Annotated in this window: 16 protein-coding genes; 8 read left to right on the top strand and 8 right to left on the bottom strand. The window is 71.1% G+C overall.

Annotated elements, in window-relative coordinates:
• Positions 1 to 15: 15 nt before the first annotated feature.
• A complete protein-coding gene (locus ABH940_RS20390; protein WP_370060812.1) occupies positions 16 to 2,556 on the top strand; it encodes a collagenase in 2,541 nt (846 codons plus the stop codon).
• Between the two features lie 71 nt (positions 2,557 to 2,627).
• Here ABH940_RS20390 and ABH940_RS20385 read toward each other — a convergent pair whose 3' ends face one another.
• Positions 2,628 to 3,317 carry an aspartate/glutamate racemase family protein gene (locus tag ABH940_RS20385; protein WP_370060813.1) on the bottom strand — a complete coding sequence of 230 codons (690 nt, stop codon included), beginning with the start codon at positions 3,315 to 3,317 and terminating at the stop codon, positions 2,628 to 2,630.
• 93 nt (positions 3,318 to 3,410) lie between these two features.
• Between ABH940_RS20385 and ABH940_RS20380 the strand changes: the two genes are divergently transcribed.
• Positions 3,411 to 3,731: a MazG-like family protein gene (locus ABH940_RS20380; protein WP_370105912.1), complete on the top strand. Its 321-nt coding sequence runs from the start codon at positions 3,411 to 3,413 to the stop codon at positions 3,729 to 3,731.
• Here the strand turns inward: ABH940_RS20380 and ABH940_RS20375 are convergent.
• From ABH940_RS20375 to ABH940_RS20355, 5 genes are all read right to left on the bottom strand, one after another.
• A complete protein-coding gene (locus ABH940_RS20375; RefSeq protein WP_370060815.1) occupies positions 3,658 to 4,632 on the bottom strand; it encodes an oxygenase MpaB family protein in 975 nt (324 codons plus the stop codon). The genes ABH940_RS20380 and ABH940_RS20375 overlap by 74 nt on opposite strands.
• A 315-nt stretch (positions 4,633 to 4,947) precedes the next feature.
• Positions 4,948 to 5,448 (bottom strand): ATP-binding protein, encoded by a 501-nt coding sequence (locus tag ABH940_RS20370; protein WP_370060816.1) that lies wholly within the window; start codon positions 5,446 to 5,448, stop codon positions 4,948 to 4,950.
• Between the two features lie 278 nt (positions 5,449 to 5,726).
• Positions 5,727 to 6,503 (bottom strand): enoyl-CoA hydratase/isomerase family protein, encoded by a 777-nt coding sequence (locus ABH940_RS20365; RefSeq protein ID WP_370060817.1) that lies wholly within the window; start codon positions 6,501 to 6,503, stop codon positions 5,727 to 5,729.
• A 125-nt stretch (positions 6,504 to 6,628) separates the two neighbouring features.
• Positions 6,629 to 7,873: an Ig-like domain-containing protein gene (locus ABH940_RS20360; protein WP_370105911.1), complete on the bottom strand. Its 1,245-nt coding sequence runs from the start codon at positions 7,871 to 7,873 to the stop codon at positions 6,629 to 6,631.
• A 167-nt stretch (positions 7,874 to 8,040) separates the two neighbouring features.
• On the bottom strand, positions 8,041 to 8,460 hold the full coding sequence (locus ABH940_RS20355; RefSeq protein ID WP_370105910.1) for a nuclear transport factor 2 family protein: 420 nt from the start codon (positions 8,458 to 8,460) through the stop codon (positions 8,041 to 8,043).
• Positions 8,461 to 8,610: 150 nt separating this feature from the next.
• On the opposite strand from ABH940_RS20355, the gene ABH940_RS20350 reads away from it, so the two are divergent.
• Positions 8,611 to 9,501, top strand: a complete 891-nt coding sequence (locus tag ABH940_RS20350; protein ID WP_370060820.1) for a LysR substrate-binding domain-containing protein — start codon at positions 8,611 to 8,613, stop codon at positions 9,499 to 9,501.
• A 34-nt stretch (positions 9,502 to 9,535) separates the two neighbouring features.
• Here the strand turns inward: ABH940_RS20350 and ABH940_RS20345 are convergent, their stop codons facing one another.
• Positions 9,536 to 10,726, bottom strand: coding sequence for an Ig-like domain-containing protein (locus tag ABH940_RS20345; protein WP_370060821.1), 1,191 nt, complete (start codon positions 10,724 to 10,726; stop codon positions 9,536 to 9,538).
• Between the two features lie 261 nt (positions 10,727 to 10,987).
• Here ABH940_RS20345 and glgX point away from each other — a divergent pair, with 261 nt between their 5' ends.
• Positions 10,988 to 13,303 (top strand): glycogen debranching protein GlgX, encoded by a 2,316-nt coding sequence (gene glgX / locus ABH940_RS20340; RefSeq protein ID WP_370105909.1) that lies wholly within the window; start codon positions 10,988 to 10,990, stop codon positions 13,301 to 13,303.
• An 82-nt stretch (positions 13,304 to 13,385) separates the two neighbouring features.
• On the opposite strand, the gene ABH940_RS20335 is transcribed toward glgX, so the two are convergent.
• Complete coding sequence (locus ABH940_RS20335) at positions 13,386 to 13,982, bottom strand: hypothetical protein (RefSeq protein ID WP_370060823.1); 597 nt, start codon at positions 13,980 to 13,982, stop codon at positions 13,386 to 13,388.
• Positions 13,983 to 14,103: 121 nt separating this feature from the next.
• On the opposite strand from ABH940_RS20335, the gene ABH940_RS20330 reads away from it, so the two are divergent.
• From ABH940_RS20330 to ABH940_RS20315, 4 genes are all read left to right on the top strand, one after another.
• The gene (locus ABH940_RS20330; RefSeq protein WP_370060824.1) at positions 14,104 to 14,637 is read left to right on the top strand and encodes a sigma-70 family RNA polymerase sigma factor; all 534 of its coding nucleotides are present in this window, start codon (positions 14,104 to 14,106) and stop codon (positions 14,635 to 14,637) included.
• Positions 14,634 to 15,368 carry an anti-sigma factor gene (locus tag ABH940_RS20325; RefSeq protein ID WP_370105908.1) on the top strand — a complete coding sequence of 245 codons (735 nt, stop codon included), beginning with the start codon at positions 14,634 to 14,636 and terminating at the stop codon, positions 15,366 to 15,368. Before ABH940_RS20330 ends, ABH940_RS20325 begins: the two co-directional genes overlap by 4 nt.
• A gap of 186 nt (positions 15,369 to 15,554) precedes the next feature.
• Positions 15,555 to 17,450, top strand: coding sequence for an ABC transporter ATP-binding protein (locus tag ABH940_RS20320; RefSeq protein WP_370105907.1), 1,896 nt, complete (start codon positions 15,555 to 15,557; stop codon positions 17,448 to 17,450).
• The gene (locus ABH940_RS20315) at positions 17,447 to 19,333 is read left to right on the top strand and encodes an ABC transporter ATP-binding protein (RefSeq protein ID WP_370105906.1); all 1,887 of its coding nucleotides are present in this window, start codon (positions 17,447 to 17,449) and stop codon (positions 19,331 to 19,333) included. The genes ABH940_RS20320 and ABH940_RS20315 overlap by 4 nt, the downstream gene beginning before the upstream one ends.
• The last annotated feature ends 123 nt before the right edge of the window (positions 19,334 to 19,456 follow it).

Below are 19,456 nucleotides of genomic sequence, written 5' to 3'. Positions count from 1 at the left end.
CCCCAAGGAGTGACGATGCGTCACCACTTCCCCCTGCCTGGATTACTGGCTCTCGTTCTGGCCGCCGGTACCGCCGTGGCCGGACTGCTCGCACCCCCGGCCGTGGCTGCCGGAGCCGACGGCACGGTCACCGGCACAGCCGGCCGAACCGCCGCCACGAGCCCTGTCGCCACCGCCGGGCCGGATCGCCCGCTGCCCCCGACGGGCACACGTACGAGCGGAGCCGGAGACCAGGCGGCGGTCCAGACCGGGCGGCTGACCGCCGCTCAGCTCCCGCCGTACAGTCCGCCGACCTCTCCGACCACCTTCCCGACGGGCACCCGGCCCAGCAGCGGGCAGGGTTCGACCGCGTCCTGCACTCCCGCGGACTTCGGTGGGCGCAGCGGTACGGCCCTGGTCTCCTTCGTCGAGTCCGCGACGACCGACTGCCTCAACACCCTCTTCGGGGTCACCGGCCCGGAAGCAGGAGCGATCTTCCGCGAGAACCAGATGGTGAGCGTGGCCGACGCCTTCACCACGGCCTCCGCCTCGTACGCGGGCGACGACGCCACCGGCATCTGGCAACTGGTGCTCTTCCTGCGCGCCGGCTACTACGTCCAGTACAACGACAGCGCCGACGTCGGCGGCTACGGCGCGGCCCTGACCTCGGCGGTCGCCGCAGGCATCGACGCGTTCACCGCCTCGGCGCACTTCACCGACGTCAGCGACGCCAACGGCCAGGTCGCGGGCGACGTCGTCACGCTGACCGACAGCGCTGGCCTCCAGGCCCGCTACCTAGGCCTCTACCAACGGGTGCTGAACGGCTACAGCGCCGCGTACAACGCCTCCCCGTACATGGTCGACTTCGTCAACGACGTCTTCACCCCGCTCTACCGCGGCCACCAGTTCCCGGACTTCGTCGCCGCCGTCACCACCGATCCCTCCGTCGTCAGCACCCTCGACGCCTTCACCGTGCGCCACACCGACCTGCTCGGCACCGCCGACGCGTTCCTGGATGCCAACGCCGGTGTCGAGACCGCCCGGTTCCTACAGCACCAGGCGCTCCAGGCGCTGGTGCGCCCCCTGGTCAAGGGGCTGCTCGCGGCCTCGTCGATCACCGGCCGGACCGCACCCCTCTGGGTCGGCGTCGCCAACCTCGCCGCCAGCGAGGACCCGACGCAGTGCGGCTACTACGGCGTCTGCGACCTGCCCCGACAGCTGACCCTGGCCGCGCTGCCCGTCACCCACACCTGCGACGCGACCCACACCGTCCAGGCCCAGGCGCTCACGCCCGCCGACCTCGCCGCCGTCTGTGCCAGCCTGCGCGGACAGGACCCGTTCTTCCAGAAGCTGGTCGAGGAACGGCAGCCGCTGCCGCACCAGCACGAGTCCACCGTGACCATGGTGGTCTTCGCCAGCCCCACCGACTACCAGACCTACGCTGGCGCGCTCTTCGGGGTGGACACGGACAACGGCGGCATCACCCTGACCGGCGACCCGACCGACCCGAAGAACCGGCCGCTCTCGATCGTCTACCAGAAGCCGACCGACGACGGCTTCGCCGCGCGGATCTGGAACCTCAACCACGAGTACACCCACGACCTCGACGGCCGCTACGACATGCTCGGCGACTTCACCGCGGAGACGGCCGTCCCCGACGTCTGGTGGATCGAGGGGGTGGCCGAGTACGTCTCCTACACCTATCGCGGCGTCACCGACACCGAGGCGGTCGCCGAGGCGGCCAAGCACACCTATGCGCTGAGCACGCTGTTCCAGAACACCTACGAGAACAGCGACGTGACCCGCACCTACCCCTGGGGCTACCTGGCTGTCCGGTACATGGTCGAGAACCACCCCGCCGTGGTGCAGCAGATGCTCGCCCGCTTCCGGGTCGGCGACTACCAGGGCGGCTACGCCATCTACCACTCCCCCGGCACCCGCTACGACGCCGACTTCGACCGATGGCTGGACGCCTGTGCGGCGGGTGCGTGCGCAGGGGCCGGCTCACCGACGGCCGCCTTCCGAGTGAGTACCGCAGGCCTGACGCTCCGGCTGGCCGACCGGTCCACCGACGTGGGCAAGGCCCGGATCACCTCCCATGCCTGGGACTTCGGCGACGGCACCGGCTCGACGGCAGCCACTCCGGCGAAGACCTACGCGGCCCCTGGCAGCTACCTGGTCACCCTCACCGTGACCGACACCAACGGCCGCACCTCGACCGCCTCGCAGCGCGTCACCGTCGCCGCACCCCGCTGCGCCGGACCCGACCCGCGACTGCTGGGCCGCGACTGCTCCCGCTCCGGCGAGTCGGCCCACGCCGACGGGCTGGTACAGCTGCACCTCTACCTCCCGGCCGGGCGGACCACCCTGACCGTCAGCACCGCGGGTGGCAGCGGGACCGCATACCTCTACTACGACCCGAGGGCCTGGGCCTCCCCTGCCCTCCACACCGCGTCCTCAACCAGGACTGGTACCACCCAGTCCCTCGCCGTCACCAACACGGCCCCCGGCTGGCGCTACATCAGCCTCTACGGCCACACGTCCTTCAGCGGCGTCACGGTGACTGCGGAGTTCTGAGCACACCGCCCTTCCCGTCGTGCCCCGGTGCGGGCGTGCGGCCGCTCCCGGCCGCACGCCCGCACCGGGGGTCACCCCAACGCGAAGTCCACGGCGGCTTCGGCGTGGAGGCGGGCGGTGGCGAAGACCGGGACCGGGCTGTCCTCGGGGCCGACGAGCAGCTCGATCTCGGTGCAGCCGAGCACGATGCCCTCGGCGCCCAGGGCCACCAGGTCGGCGATGACCTGCTGGTAGGCCTCGCGCGACGCGTCGTTGACAACGCCGAGGCAGAGCTCGTCGTAGATGACGTGATGGACCAGCGCCCGTGCCTCCGGCCCGGGGACGTCCACCACGAGTCCGTGTGACGCCAGGCGGTCGCGGTAGAAGGACTGCTCCATGGTGAACGAGGTCCCGAGCAGCCCGACCCTGCGCAGCCCCTGGGCCCGGACTGCGGCGGCGGTGGCATCCGCGAGGTGCAGCAGGGGGACGGAGACCGCCGCGGTGATCGCGTCGGCGACCTTGTGCATCGTGTTGGTGCACAGCACCACGATCTCCGCACCGGCGGCCTCCAACGACCGGGCAGCCTCCGCGAGCAGCGCGCCAGCCTCCTCCCAGCGGCCCTCGACCTGGAGTCGCTCAACCTCGGCGAAGTCCACCGAGTAGACCACGCACCGGGCGGAGTGCAGCCCGCCGAGGCGCTCCCGGACGCCCCCGTTGACGACGCGGTAGTACTCCGCGGTCGATTCCCAGCTCATTCCGCCCAACAGGCCGATGGTCCTCATGCCCGGCACTGTAGTTCCGGCTGGCGGGTACCGACGGACACCCACGGGTCCCCACGGGCACCGGGTATCAGTGGTGCCCTCTACTCTGACACGGTGACTGACTCCCCGTGGAACGTGATCTCCGAGCTGGAGCGCTGGCTGTCGACGGACAGCGAGCTCCCGGCCGAGACCCGGACCATTCTGCAGATCCTGAAGATCACCGAGGAGGCCGGGGAGGTCGCCGAGGCGGTGATCGGGGCGACCGGGCAGAACCCGCGGAAGGGGTTCTCGCACACGTGGGAGGACGTGGAGAGGGAGCTGTGCGACGTCATCATCACCTCGATGGTCGCGCTGACACGGGTCAGTGAGGATCCGGAGGGGATGTTCGCCCGGCACTTGGCGCGGGTCGCAGAGCGCGCGCTCGGGCCGTCGTGATGACGTCGGAGGGCTCGCAGCCGTAGCGCAGCGCCGCGGCCAGGGCGCGGACGGAGGCGCGGACCGCCGTGACGCCCAGCGCGGACCGTGCGGGGAGGCGGAGTTGGGCCCGGGCCCAGTCCGGCAGCAGGTCGATCCCGCCGTTGACCAGGATCCGCATCGCCGCCGCGCTGCCGGGATCGGAGGCGAACGTGCCGGGCGTGCGCAGGAAGTCGACGGCCGCCGATGCGGCTTCGGTCAGGGCGAGTTGGGGGCGGACCTCGGCCAGGTAGGCGTGGACCTCGGCGAGCGAGTGCGGGACGTCCGTCGCGCCGAGGCGCTCCGCCAGAAGGGCCACCTCGGCGAAGTAGCGGTCCTGCTCGGAGCGGGTCAACGGCCGTGGGGCGTAACGCTGGTAGCCCGCCAGGAAGCACCCGGTCTCGGCGACGTGGACCCAGCGCAGCAACTCCGGGTCGCCCGCGCCGTACGGGCGGCCGTCAGGCGCCGTGCCGCGGACGTGCTCGTGGATCCGGCGGACGCGGGCGATCGCGGCCTCCGCCTCCGCCGCTCCGCCGTAGCTGGTGACGGTGACGAAGCCGGCCGTGCCGTTGAGCCGGTCGATCGGGCGCTCGCGGTAGTCGGAGTGCTGGTCCACCCCGGCCATGGCGAGCGGGTGCAGCGACTGCAGCAGCAGGGCCGCGATACCGCCGGTGAACATGCCGGGCATGTCACCGTGGACCAGCCAGACCATGCTGTCCGGACCGAACAGGCCCGGATCGCCGTCGGGCCGGTCGTAGCGGGCGTAGTCGAGGCCGTCGCCGTGGACGGTGGCATAGACCTGGCGCCGGATCCGGTCGCGGATCGCATCACGCAGGGAGAACCGGCTGGGCAGGCTGGACGAACTGAGGCGGTCAGCACACACAGCTTTAGATCTACTCGAAAGATCCAAGGTTTGCCAGGTGGCAGACAAGGGAAATCTAAGCAAATGGCGGAGTGCGCCTTGTGATCCACGGCACGCCATAACGAAATAGCGCCATTTGTCCGGTTTGCACTTTGCCCATATGCCGGGATTCGTGCCATAGTCGGTGACCGGAACGCCTCTGACCCGAGCTTCCGATGCCATGGCAGCAACACCCCCTTGGCTGCCCGGCCCAATGCAGGGGCCCCGAGGATCAACGGATCCATGGGGCCCCGCATGACGTTCCGAGCCCCTTCGAACTCCACTCCGAGCCCCAGGTTACGCCGCCGCGGCTGCGCGGATCTTGAGCTCGAACCAGACGGACTTGCCCCGCGAGAGCAGGTCCACGCCCCAGCGGTCGGAGAGCAGATCGACCAGCCGGAGGCCGCGCCCCGACTCGTCCTCGGTGTCTCCCTTGATCAGACACGGCAGCGCCCGCGACGGGTCGCGCAGCTCGACGCGGACGCGGCCGGAGCCGCGCAGCACCCGCAGAACGAAGCTGCGACCGCCGGTGTGCCGGATCGCGTTGGCCACCAGCTCGGCCACCAGCTGCTCCGCCACCTCACCTTGTCCGCCCAGTCCCCAGGACTCCAGGGCGGACAAGGTGAGCCGGCGGGCGCGCGCGGTGACACCCGGAGCGGCGACCAGGCAGCTGCCGTCGCCCTCCGGGGAAAGGAGCCGGGCGGCGTCGTCGAACTCGACGGAGACGGCCGAATCGGCCGAATCCACCCGCTCATTGATCACTGTCCGCGCCCGCACCACTTCGCCCTGTACTGCCATGGAGCAATGATGGCGCGTCAGAAGCGCTCTGGGGAGGCGAATGGACAAAAAATCATCTATTGCTTCGGGCATATGCCAAAGAGGTTTGCATACGCCCAGCTCAGCCCGGTGAACCCGGCAGAGCGGGACAACAGAGGCCGGTGGGACGACAGTTGACACCTGTCGTTGACCACCGGCCACCCCTCGCCGTGGTGCGTCAGTGGAGCCAGTGGATGCAGTGAAAACCGAGGAAACCGGAGAAGCCGGTGAGGCCGGTGAAGCCGGTGAAGCCGGTCGCGTCAGTTGAACTTGGCCTTGCCAGGGCCCTCCTCGACGAAGCTCCGCATGCCGATCTCCCGGTCCTCGGTGGCGAAGAGACCCGCGAAGAGGTTCCGCTCGATGGTCAGGCCGGTGTCCAGGTCGGTCTCCAGGCCGCGGTCCACGGCCTCCTTCGCGGCGCGCAGCGCGAGCGCGGGACCGGCGGCCAGCTTCGCGGCCCAGGCGTGCGCGGTGGCGAAGACCTCGTCGGCGGGGACGACCTGGTCGGCCAGGCCGATCCGGTGGGCCTCGGCGGCGTCGACCATGCGGCCGGTGAAGATCAGGTCCTTGGCCTTGGCCGGGCCGACCAGCCGCGAGAGCCGCTGGGTGCCGCCGGCACCCGGAATGATGCCGAGCAGGATCTCCGGCTGGCCGAACTTGGCGTTCTCCGCGGCGACACGGATGTCCGCGCAGAGCGTCAGCTCGCAACCGCCGCCGAGGGCATAGCCGGTGACCGCGGCGACCACCGGCTTGGGGATCCGGGCCACCGCGTCGAAGGCGCCCTGGAGCGCGCCGCCGCGCAGCGCCATGTCGGCGTAGCCCATGCGCTGCATCTCCTTGATGTCAGCGCCGGCCGCGAAGACCTTCTCGCCGCCCCAGATCACCAGGGCGCGCACGTCGGCACGCGCGGACGCCTCCTCGGCGACCTCCTTGAGCTGGTCCTGCATCGCGATGTCGAGCGCGTTCATCTTGGGGCGGTCGAGCCGGATCACACCGACGGCGTCCTGGTCGACCTCGAGCGTCACGAAGCGGTCCATGTACGTGCCTCCCCGGGCGGGATGAAGAAGGGCGCAGAGCGCCGAGTAGAGCGCAGAGTGAACCGATGTTAACGCGGGCCCGGGGCGATCACGAGGAGCGGGTCAGGGGGCTCAGTGGTAGCGGGTCAGTTGGACGTCCAGGCGGACCAGCTCATGTTCCAACCGTTCAGCCCGTTGTCCGGGCTGACGACCGCGTCCGGCGCGTTGACGACCTGGACGACGTCGCCGATCAGCGAGTTGTCGTAGAACCACGCCGCGGGCGTGTTCGGGTCGCCGCCGCCCTGGACGTCCTGGAGGCCGACGCACCCGTGGCTGGTGTTCTGGCTGCCGAAGGTCGAGGCCGGACGCCAGTAGTTGCCGTGGACGAAGGTGCCCGAGGTGGTCAGCCGCTGGGCGTGCGGGACGTCCGGGATGTTGTACGCGCTGCCCAGGCCCACCGTCTGGGAGTTCATGTCGATGGTCGAGTACTTCTCGCTGATCACCATCTTGCCGTTCCAGGTGGTGTGCTGCGGGTCGCCGAGGCTGGCCGGCAGCGTCCGGCGGACCACGCCAGGGGCCGAGTAGACGGTGAGGGTGTGCGCGTTGTTGTCGGCCACGCTGACCTGGTAGCGGCCGACGGTGAAGCTGACGTCCTTGTCCTGCTGGCCGTACTCCTGCGAGCCGGTGCGGACGCCGTCCAGGTGCAGGTGCAGGGTGACCTGGGTGCCGGGCGCCCAGTAGTTCTGCGGACGGAAGTCCACGCGGCTGTCGCCGAACCAGTGGCCCTCGACGTCCACGGACGGGTTCGCGGTGACAGTGACCGCCTTCAGTACGTCCGCCTGGTACTGCTGCGAGACCGGGTCGTTGAACTGCAGCGAGACCTCCATGCCCACGCCGTAGGTCTCACCGGGGTTGATGTTGAAGTTGGCGATGTCGCTGGCCGCCGGGGTCAGCGTGGTGAAGGAGGAGCGCTGGGTGGTGGTGCGTCCCTGCGAGTCGGAGGCGGTGGCCACCACGCTGTAGCGGGTGCCGGTGTGCAGGACCGCGCTGGGCGTCCAGCCGGTCCCGTCTCCGGTTATCGCGCCGCTGACGGTGCTGCCGTCGGCGCCGGTGACGGTCACCGCGGTGAGCCGCCCGGACGCGGCGCTGACGTGCAGCGTCCCGGTCGTGTCGACGCCGGTCGCGCCGGCCTTCGGCAGGATCGTCACGGTGGCGGCGGGCACGGCCACCGCGGTCGCACCCGGCTTGCCGCCGTCCGCGCCGCCGCCGGATTGGCCCGGGGCCGTGCTTCCCCCGCAGGCACTGGCCGCGAGGACCAGGGCCCCGGTGGCTATCCCGAGCAGACCTCGTCGGACGTGTGCGGCGTGCAGGACACCGATGCGCGCGAACAACCGTTTCTCCCCTCACGGCAGCTGCTGTGGTTTGTCCCTTTTGGGCACTGCGGCGAGGATAACCTCGCAAGCTGGGAACTCCCCGAAAACGGGGACGCCTATGCCTGGGAGAGCGGTTCCGCCGTGATTCCGCCGTCTCGGCTCTCGGAGAATCAGCCCTCGGGGACTCAGCTCTCGGTGCTGCGCAGCGCGTGCTCCCAGTGCTGGGTGTCGGCGTACTCGCGAGCGGAGACGATCCTGCCCTCGCGCACGGTGAAAACGGCGATGTTGTGGTTGAGGTACGGGTTTCCGTTGCGCACGGTCCCGCGTGACGTCCACTCGACGATCACGTGCTGACCTGCCGGGTAGACGCCGGTGACGTCGACGGAGACCGGCTTCTCCGGGTCCAGCAGGGCGAAGGCCGCGGCGAGGAAGCCGTCGACGATGCCGTCCGGACCGGTCCAGGTGCCGGACATCGGCAGGTCCGCCGGGTAGGTGAAGGTGGCGTCCGCCGCGAAGCTGTCCCGGATCACGTCCTGCTTGCCGTTGGCCAGGGCGTCGAAGTAGCGGAGGACGACCTGCTGCTCGGTGGTGCTGCCGGCGTTCACAACTTCCCTCTTTCGTCGGGGCTTTGACTGCCACCGTCTGTGCTGCGGGTTCAGTTCACCGCGATCGTCGGCTGTGACCAATGAGCACCTCGCTCCTACACTGATCGACGATCGTGATGAATGACGGCGCTTGGGGCTGGTGGGGTGGGCGTGGAACTGCGCCAGCTGCGGTACTTCCTCGCGGTGGCCGAGGAGTTGCACTTCGGGCGGGCCGCCGAGCGGCTGCGCATCGTCCAGCCGACGGTCAGCCAGCAGGTGCGCCGACTGGAGCGGGAGCTGGGCCTCGATCTGTTCGACCGCACCACCCGGTCCGTCGCGTTGACGGCCGCGGGCAGCGCGTTCCTACCGCACGCCCGCGCGGTCCTCGGGGCCGAGCAGGCCGCGACGGAGGCGATGGCCGCACTCCGCGCCGAGCGCGCGACGGTGCTGCGACTCGGCACCAACGTCGGGTTGGGTGCCCGCCTCGAACGGGTGCTGACCACCCTGGCCGAGCACGCCCCGCACGTCAGCGTGGAGTTGCACAGCGCCGACGCCTCGACCCGACTGCGCCTGGTGCGCGAGGGCGAACTCGACGCGGCGTTCGTCCGCGGTGCCCGCCGGAGCCCCGACCTGGAGCTCGTTCCGGTCTGGACGGATCCGCTGGTCGCTGTACTCCCGGCGAACCACCCGCTGGCCGCGCAGGAGTCCGTGGCCCTCGCCGATCTGGCGGACATGCCGCTGCGGATCACCCCGCGCGAGAACAACCCGCACCTGGTCGACCTGGTCACCGACGCCTGCCGGACCGCGGGCTTCGAACCGGTGCTCGGCCCGCCGTTCACCACCGACCAGGACACGCTCGCCGCGATCGGCAGCGGCCGGCCGAGCTGGACGGTCTTCTACGCCGCCCAGGCGGAGACCCTCCCGCCCGGCCGCACCATCGCCGTCCGCCCCTTCACCCCGCCGGTACCGACCGTCCGCACCTCCCTGGCCGTGCGGCCCTCCGCACCGGCCCGCCACCTCGCCCCGCTCTTCGACGCCTGCCACATCGAAGAGCGCGGCTGACGCACAGCCCGAGGGGCGGTCCAGAGGCAGCCGCTCAGCTCTTGGTCCAGTCCGTCCAGGACATGTTCCAGCCGCTCATGCCGTTGTCCGGGGCGACCTGGTCGCCGTCCGAGCCGACGACGCGGACCACGTCGCCGATCATCGAGTGGTCGAAGAACCAGCCCGCGGGTGTGCTGTCGCTGTATCCGCCCGCCTCGTCGTAGAGGCCGATGCAGCCGTGACTGGTGTTCTGCGCGCCGAAGACCGAGGCCGGACGCCAGTAGACACCGTGCACGAAGGTGCCCGAGTCGGTCAGGCGCATCGCGTGCGGGACCGCCGGGATGTCGTACTCGCTGCCGAGGCCGACCGTCTGCGAGTTCATCCGGGTGACCTGGTCCTGTTCGGAGATGACCATGGTGCCGTCGTAGGTGGAGTGGCCGGGGCTGCCCGCGGAGATGTAGAGGGTGCGCAGCGTCGAGCCGTCGCGGACGACCGTCAAGGTGTCGGAGTCGGTGTCGGCGGTGGAGATCTGGCTGCGGCCGATGGTGAAGGTGATCGACTTCTGCTGCGTGCCGTAGACGCCCGGCGCGCCCTCGACATGACGCAGGTTCAGGGCGAGCGTCACCACCGTCCCCGGAGCCCAGAACTTCTGCGGGCGGAAGTCCAGCCGCTGCGAACCGAACCAGTGCGGCGCGATCGGCACGGCGGGCTTCGCGGTGACGCTGATCGCCTGCAGGACCGCCGCCTCCTCCGTGATCGCGCGGTTGAAACGGATGCTGACGATGAAGCCGACCCCGACCGTGCTCTTGTCCACCGGGTTGTAGAAGCCGATGAAGGTGTTCTTGGGCACGAAGGTGGTGAAGCTGGCGTGCTTGGCGGCCTGGAGGCCGTCCTTGTCGACCGCGACCGCGTTGAGGGTGTAGCGGGTCTCCGGCAGCAGCTTGCCGGTCGGCTGCCAGGAGGCGCCGTTGGCAGCGACGGTGCCCGGGACGGTGTGGCCGTCGTCGTCCTTGAGCGTCACCTGGGTCAGCCGTCCGTCGCGGACGGTGGCCTGGACGCCGCCCTGCGCGGGCACCTCGGACGCGCCGTCGCCCGGCGTCAGCGTCACCTGCGCGGCGGAGATCCGTGCGGCGTCGCTGCTGGCGTCGGAGCCCGAACCCGAGCAGCCCGCCAGCAGCAGAGCGAGCGGGAGAATGACCCCGACCGCCGCACGCCTCATCCGTCCGGCCCACACGTTCACGCTCACGCCGCCTCACTCCTGTGTTTGCTCCGAAGGGCTCAACGAGGAGTCGAATCGAACGACACGGGCACGTCACCTTCTGGCGCGCAAGGAAGTTGAGCTCTTCCGCCCCGTCCCCCCGCGCCTCCCCCGCCTGCACAGCAGCACCCCGCCGAAGGGTTCTCGCCGGACCGAACGTGACCGGGCGGGTGACATCTGACGGCTAGTGGGGAACGTAACCGTAAGCCGGAGGATCGGGACGTTCACCGGGACGGGGAGGTGGGGCTCATGGCGCTGCCCGCTGAGTTGAGACTGGAGCAGGAGGAACCGGAGGGATCCCACTCGTCGGAGCGGTCCGCCGCGGACCACGCCGACGACCAACCCGAGGACCAGACCGAGGACCGGGCCGACGACCAAACCGCCGCCGAAGCGAGCAGAGCCCCGAAGCGCGCGGTGCTGCCCGGCAGTTGGCAGCCGCTGGGTGCTCGGTACCACCAGGGGCCGGACGGGCGGCCCGGGACCAACTTCGCGGTCTGGGCGGGCGGCGCCGAGGCCGTCGAGCTCTGCCTCTTCGACGACGACGGCCAGGAGACCCGCCATCCGTTGCGTGAGCAGACCTTCCAGGTCTGGCACGGCCACCTCCCGGGCGTCCGTCCGGGCCAGCGGTACGGGTATCGGGTGCACGGTCGCTGGGACCCGTGGACCGGCGCCCGGTGGAACCCCGCCAAGCTGCTGCTCGATCCCTACGCCCGGGCCGTCGACGGCCCGTTCGTGCTCCACGACGCCGTCCACGGCCATGTCCGCGGCTGGCCGGAGGCCGACGTCGCCGACACGGTCAGGGACAACCGCGACTCGGCCCGCCACGTGCCCAAGGGCGTGGTCGTGCACGACGGAGACGACTGGCTCGACGACCGGCGTCCCAAGACGTCGTGGGCCGACACCGTCCTCTACGAGCTGCACGTCAAGGGCTTCACCCGCAACCTCCCCGGCGTCCCGCCCGAGCTGCGCGGCACCTACGCGGGGCTGGGTCACCCCGCCACGCTCGACTACCTGACCGGGCTCGGCGTCACCGCCGTCGAGCTGCTGCCGGTGCATCAGTTCGCCGACGAGGAGCACCTGCAGCGGCTCGGGCTGCGCAACTACTGGGGCTACAACAGCATCGGCTACTTCGCGCCGCACGCCGCCTACTCCGCCTCCGGCTCGCGCGGCGAACAGGTCGGCGAGTTCAAACGGATGGTCAGATCCCTGCATGCGGCGGGCATCGAGGTCATTCTCGACGTCGTCTACAACCACACCGCCGAGGGCGGCGAAGGCGGGCCGACCTGGTCGCTGCGCGGGTTCGACAACGCGGGCTACTACCGGCTCCAGCCGCACAACCGGCGTGGCTACCAGGACTTCACGGGCTGCGGCAACAGCCTGGACGCCGCCCAGCCGCAGGCGCTGCGGCTGATCACCGACTCGCTGCGCTACTGGGTCACCGAGATGGGCGTGGACGGCTTCCGCTTCGACCTGGCCGCCACCCTGGCCCGGACCGGCTACGACGTGGACATGCGCGCGCCCTTCCTCGGCGCCGTCTTCCAGGATCCGGTGCTGAGCCGGGTGAAGCTGATCGCCGAGCCCTGGGACGTGGGCCTGGGCGGCTACCAGGTGGGCAACTTCCCGCCGCTGTGGACGGAGTGGAACGACCGTTTCCGGGACACCGTCCGCGACTTCTGGCGCGGGGCGCGTCCGGACGTGCGGGACCTCGGCTACCGGCTGGCCGGCTCCTCCGACCTCTACCAGCGCGCCGGGCGGCGGCCGTTCGCGTCGGTCAACTACATCACCGCGCACGACGGCTTCACCCTGCGCGACCTGGTCTCCTACAACGGCAAGCACAACGAGGCCAACGGCGAGGACAACCGCGACGGGACGGACGACAACCACTCCTGGAACTGCGGCGCGGAGGGCGCGACCGAGTCGCCGTCGATCAACGCGCTGCGCCGCCGCCAGCTGCGCAACCTGCTCTCGACACTGCTGCTGTCCACCGGCGTGCCGATGCTGGTCGCGGGCGACGAGTTCGGCCGTACCCAGGGCGGCAACAACAACGCGTACTGCCAGGACAACGAGGTCGGCTGGGTGGACTGGTCGCTGCTCGACTCACCGGAGTGGCGACCGCTCCACGACCTGACCGCGCGGCTGATCCGGCTGCGCCGCACCCACCCGGTGCTGCGGCAGCGGGCCTTCTTCTCCGGCCGTCCGGCGCATCCGGGCGGGTTGCCCGACCTGACCTGGTTCACCTCGCGCGGCAAGGAGATGACCGAGGCCGACTGGTACGCACCCGGCGCGACCCTGGCCATGCTGCTCTCCGGCGACGACCTCACCGAACGCGACGCCTGCGGCGACCCGCTCCAGGACGACAGCTTCCTGCTGATCCTGCACGCGCACCACCGGGCGACCCGGTTCACCCTGCCCGGGCTGCCGTGGGCGCGCTGCTACGAGACCGTCGTCGACACCGCGTCGGAGCAGCAGTCCGCGCCCGACGGTCGGCACTGCCCTGCGGGCGAGCCGATCGTGGTTCCCGGCCGCTCGCTGCTGCTGCTCCGCGTCTGCGCGCCTGAGGAGTAGGAGCGAGGCGTACGAGCGAGGCGTACGAGCGAGGCGTACGAGCGGGCGAGGAGTAAGCGGAGTGATGCGCGGCAGGCGGTGCTCAGTACCCGCCGTAGCCGCCGCTGGGCGCGGTCGGGGAGGGCGTCGAGGGTGGAGCGCTCGGCGTACTGCTGCTGCCGCCGGCGCCGCCGGACGTTCCGGCCGCGGCCGTGGTCAACGCGTGCCAGCTGAAGGACTGGCCCGCGAAGGCGTCCTTCGCGCCCTGGCCGGTGGCGTCGCTCGCGGAGGTGTCGCGGGCGAAGGTGTAGAGCGGGTGGCCGTCGGCGGTCAGCTGCTCGGTCCCACCCGGGCGGGCGACCGTGCCGAACGTGATGCCGTCGACCGGGGCGGGCGTGGACGTCACGGTGACCGGAACCCAGACGGTGGTGCAGGCCCCGGTGCACAGGATCTTGCCGGTGGTGTCCTGGTCGTCGAAGTAGACGGCCCTGCCGTTGACGTCGACCACCGTGCCGACGCCGCTCACCGTGTGCGTGGTCAGCGAGAGCGGACTGCTGGTGCCGCCGCTCGCCGGTGCGGAGGTCGGTGCCGGAGCGCCGCTCGACGCACTCCCTGACGTCGAGCCGCTGGACGAGCACCCGGCCGCCACTCCCCCGGCCAGCAACACGGTGGCGGTCGCTACGAGAACGCGGGTCTTCATGGTCGCCCCCAAGGGCTCTCGGGAATCCTGTCCCGGGTTACGCCGGGGACAGCCCGCCGGTTCAGTTCATTTGTCTTCCCTCCAGCTTGAACCGGCGACCGGCCGGGCGCGTACTGGGGGTGTGGACAACGCACCGACCCCGGACGCGGCCTTCGTGTCCGCGCTCTACGCGCGCTACGGACGCTCGGTGCTCGGACACGTCCTGCGGCTGGTGCACGGCGACTACCAGCGTGCGGAGGACCTCACCCAGGAGACCTTCCTGCGCGCCTGGCAGCACCGTGACGCGCTGGACCTTGAGCGGGCGGGCCCGTGGCTGCACACGGTCGCCCATAACCTGGTGGTCTCGGCCTACCGCCGGGCGCGGGCCCGGCCCGCCGAGGCGCCCCTGCCGGACGACGACCGCGGCGGTCCCGAGGACCTCGGCGGCGAGGCCGAGCTGGACCGGATGCTGGAACGCTGGCAGCTTCTGGAGGCCATGCGCGGTCTGCGCCCGGAGCACCGCGAGGTGCTGATCGAGGTCTACTACCTGCGCCGCACGGTCGCCGAGACCGCCGAACAGCTCGGCATCCCGCCGGGCACGGTCAAGTCACGCTGCTTCTACGGGCTGCGGGCACTACGGAACGTTCTGGAGGAGAGAGGAGTGACCTCACGATGACGACCTGTCAGGAGAGCGTGCAGTTGGGCGCCTACCTGCTCGGGGCCCTCGACCCGGAGGAGCGGTCCGCGCTGGAGTCCCATATCTCCACCTGCCCGCACTGCCGCGAGGAGCTGCTGGCCATGGCCCCGCTCCCGGGCCTGCTCCGGCACACCCCGTTCGACGAGCTGGACGAGAGCGCCGAGCTGGCGGAGTCGCTGACGCCGCCACTGACGGAGACGGAGACGCCTGCGCAACCGACGCCGACGCCGAATGCGGTCGCGTCGGCGGAGTCGACGGCCTCCCCGGTGCCGACCGCCGTCCCCGTGCCGCACCGGCGGCCGCGGCGACGGGTGCTGGTGACCGCCGGTCTGGTGCTGGCCGGAGCGGCGGCCGTGGTCGGCGCATGGGTGTATGCGGGGGGCGTGCACGGCGGTACGTCCGCGCCCCCGGCGGCGGCGATGACCTGGACCGGCAGCAACCCGACCACCCACGTCACCGCGACCGCCTCGCTGACCCCGGAGTCCTGGGGCACCCAGATGGAGCTGGCGCTGGGCAACCTCCCCGCCGGCATCACCTGCCACCTGGTCGTTCACGCCCGCGACGGGCAGAGCGAGACGGCCGGGACCTGGGGCTCGGGCTACAACGCGAAGGCCGACATCCCGGCGTCCACCTCGATCGGCCCCTCGGACATCGCGGGCCTGGACGTCGTCGACGGCAGCGGCACGGTGCTGGTGCACGTCCAGGGCTGAACAGAGCCACGCGGAGCGGCAACCGACAGACGGGACAGATGGTGCGTATGGGAAGCGGCCGGGGAGACAGGGCGATGTAAGGGGCGGAAATTGGGGTGAGGGCTGTCAGTGCCGCGGTCTAGGCTCCGGACATTGTCCTGAGAACTGCCTGAAAGTCCGCCACCGTGATCCCTGGATGTAGAGCCGATGACTGAGCTGTCCACCCAGCCGCAGACGTCCCTCGACCCCGACCGTCCCTCTCCCCCGCCTGACTCCGACTCCACCCCCGACGCCGCAGACGCCGCGCCGCCGGCCGTGCCGAAGCACTCCGCGATCCGGTCGCTGCTCCGGCTGCGCCCCTACGTCCGGCCGATCCGCTGGTACCTGGCCGGTTCGACGCTTGCGGCACTGCTCGCCTCGCTGGCCGCGCTGGTGATCCCGCTGGTGCTGAAGGACATCGTGGACGGCCCGGTCGCCCACCACGACACCGCCGGGCTCTGGCAGCAGGGCGCACTGCTGCTGGTGCTGGGCATGCTGGAGGCCGGGCTCTTCGGCACCCGCCGATGGCTGGTGGCCCGCCCACTGGCCGGCGTCGAACGGCGGATGCGCGGCGACCTCTACGCCAAGCTGCAGAAGCTGCCGGTCTCCTTCCACGACCGTTGGCCCTCGGGGCAGTTGCTCTCGCGGGCCACCTCGGACATGTTCACCATCCGGCTGTTCCTGGCCTTCCCGCTGGTCTTCCTGATCGTCAACTCGATGGTCTTCCTGACCGGCATCGGCATCATGTTCGGCCTGGACTGGCAGTTGGCGCTGATCACGGTCCTCCCTGCGGTGCCGCTGATCCTGCTCTGCTCGTACTTCGAGGGGCGCTACTCCGCCGCCGCCCGGCTCTCCCAGGACCAGAACGGCGACCTGGCCACCGTGCTGGAGGAGTCGGTGCTCGGCATCCGCATCCTCAAGTCCTTCGGCCGTCACCGCACCATGGCCGCCCGCTACCGCGTCCAGGCCGAGCTGCTGCGCGACACCGAACTGCGCAAGGCCCGGCTGCTGGCCGACCTCTGGGCCGTCATCGTCGGCCTGCCCGAGCTCGCGCTCGGCTGCTCGCTGGCGGTCGGCGTCGTCCAGGTGGCCCACGGCAGCGTCACGGCGGGCACCCTGGTGGCTTTCCTCTCCACCGCGCTGGGCCTGCGCTGGCCGGTCGAGTCCCTCGGCTGGCTGCTCGCCTACAGCAACGAGGCGTCCACGGCGACGGACCGTTTCTTCGAGGTGATGGACACCGACCTCGACGAGGAGCAGGACGCGCCTGACGGCCAGTCGACCGACCTCGCGGACACGGAGCAGCATGCCCGCGACGGCATCCGCTTCGAGGACGTCCACTTCCGCTACCCGGACGCCCCGGACGACTCCCCGGACCTGCTGCGCGGCGTCGAGCTGCACATCCGCTCGGGCGAGACCATGGCCCTGGTCGGTCTGACCGGCAGCGGCAAGACCACGCTCACCGCGTTGCTGCCCCGCCTCTACGAGACCGACGGCGGCCGGATCACGCTGGACGGCACGGACATCCGCGACCTGCCCCGGCCCCGGCTGCGCGAGCTGGTCTCGATGGCCTTCGAGGAACCGACCCTCTTCTCCGCCTCGGTCCGCGACAACGTGCTGATGGGCGCTCCCGACGCGTCGACCGAGGCGCTCGACCGGGCGCTGGACGTGGCCCAGGCGGGCTTCGTCCGCGGCCTGCCGGAGGGCGCCGGGACGCAGGTGGGCGAGCAGGGCCTGAGCCTCTCCGGCGGCCAGCGTCAGCGTCTCGCGCTGGCCCGGGCGGTCGTCGGATCGCCGCCCTTCCTGGTGCTGGACGATCCGCTCTCCGCGCTCGACGTCCATACCGAGGCCCTGGTCGAGCAGGCGCTGCGCGACGCGCTCAAGGGCACGACGGCCCTGGTCGTCGCCCACCGACCGAGCACGGTCATGCTGGCCGACCGCGTCGCGCTGCTGGCCGACGGGCGGATCGAGGCGGTCGGCACCCATCACGAACTGCTGGAAACGAACCCGGAGTACCGCGAACTGATGTCGGGTGAGCGGGCCGAGGACGGGAGCCTGACGCGATGAGCGTGACCGAAACCGAAGAGTCGGAGCTCCTGGAGGAGCTCGAACCCGACCGCGCCGCGCTGCCGGACGAGGACGCTCCCGCCTCCGGGAGCGAGGACGGCGAGGACATCCCCGTCCCGCCCGGCGCGCCACGGGCGCTGCTGCGTTCGCTGCTGGGCCCGCACAAGGCGCGGGTGGTCCTCGCCATGGTGATGATCACGGTCCAGCAGGGCGCGCTGCAGGTCGGCCCGCTGCTGGTCTCCTACGCAATCGACCGCGGCATCCCGGCGCTGCAGCATCACGACGCGGGCCCGCTGGTCGCGGTGACGGCCGGCTACCTCGGCTGCGCGGCGGTCGCCACGCTGCTGCAACGTTCCTTCATCCGGCTCTCCGGCGTGCTCAACCAGGCCATCCTGCTGGAGATGCGCCGCCGGATCTTCCGGCACGCCCAGGCGCTGAGCCTGGACTTCCACGAGCGCTACACCTCGGGCCGGATCATCTCCCGTGCCACCAGCGACGTCGACACGGTGCGCGAGCTGCTCAACGAGGGCCTGCAGGAGCTGCTCTCGGTGATCCTGTCGCTGATGTACATCAGCGGCCTGCTGCTGGTGCTGGACTGGCGCCTCGGCCTGGCCTCGCTCGCGTCGGTCGTGCCGATCTACTACTTCACCCGCGCGTACCGGCGGCGGTCGCAGATCATCTACCGCCGCTCGCGCACGGCGGTGGCAACGGTCATCGTCCGCTTCACCGAGACGATGAACGGCATCCGCCCGGTCCAGGCGTTCCGCCGCGAGGCGGCCAACGAGCAGGCCTTCGGCATCGCCAACGCGGACTACGCGGACGCCAACGCGGGCGGTCTGCTGTCGATGGCCAAGTTCGTCGCCACCTCCCGGGCCACGGCCAACATCTGGATCACCGGGGTGGTCGTCTGGGGCGCGTACCTGGTCGCCCACGGCGAGTTGCAGCTCGGCGTGCTGGCCGCGTTCGTGCTGTATCTGCGACGGCTGTTCGACCCGATCGACCAGGTCGGGATGTTCCTCAACAGCTACCAGTCGGCGTCCGCCGCGCTGGAGAAGATCGCGGGCCTGCTCGCCCACGAGCCGTCCGTCCCCGAGCCGGCCGAGCCGGCCGCGCTTCCCGAACTCGCGGGCGAGAAGGACGGGGTCCGGGGACGCACGGTCGACTTCGACGGCGTCTCGTTCGCCTACCGCACCGGCCGCGAGGTGCTGCCGCGCTTCGATCTGCGCGTCCCGGCGGGCCAGAGCGTCGCCGTCGTCGGCGCGACCGGCGCGGGCAAGTCGACCCTGGCCAAGCTGCTGGCCCGGTTCTACGACCCCTCCTCCGGACGGGTCGCCCTGGACGGCGTCGACCTGCGCGACCTCGCCACGGCGGAGCTGCGGCGCGGTGTCGTGATGGTGACTCAGGAGTCGTTCCTCTTCTCGGGAACGGTCGCCGAGAACATCTCCATCGGCCGCCCGGACGCGACCCGCGAGGAGGTCGAGTCCGCGGCGCGGGCGATCGGAGCGTACGACTTCATCGCGGCGCTCCCGGACGGCTTCGACACCGACGTCCGCAAGCGTGGCGGCCGGATCTCCGCCGGCCAGCGGCAGTTGGTCGCCTTCGCCCGCGCCCTGCTGGCGGACCCTGCGGTGCTGATCCTCGACGAGGCGACGTCGTCCCTGGACGTGCCCGGCGAGCAGGCGGTCCAGCGGGCGATGGCCACCGTCCTGGCGGGACGGACGGCCGTGATCATCGCGCACCGGTTGTCGACCGTGGAGATCGCGGACCGGGTCCTGGTCATGGACCTGGGACGGATCGTCGAGGACGGCACCCCGGCCGAGCTGATCGCGGGCGCGGGCCGCTTCGCGGGGTTGCACCAGGCCTGGAAGGACAGCCTGGTCTAGCCGCTGGGCAGGTGAGCTGGTTGCGCCATCGGGGGCGCGGGGCGGAGCCCCGTGCCCCCGGTCAGTGCACTACGGCTTGGCGGTGGGCTCGGTCACCTGGTTGTAGATCTCCTTGCCGGCTGC

Source organism: Streptacidiphilus sp. BW17, assembly GCF_041262485.1.
GTDB lineage: Bacteria > Actinomycetota > Actinomycetes > Streptomycetales > Streptomycetaceae > Streptacidiphilus.
Note: the sequence above shows the minus strand (reverse complement) of the source record. Positions and strands in the feature narration are given on the sequence as shown.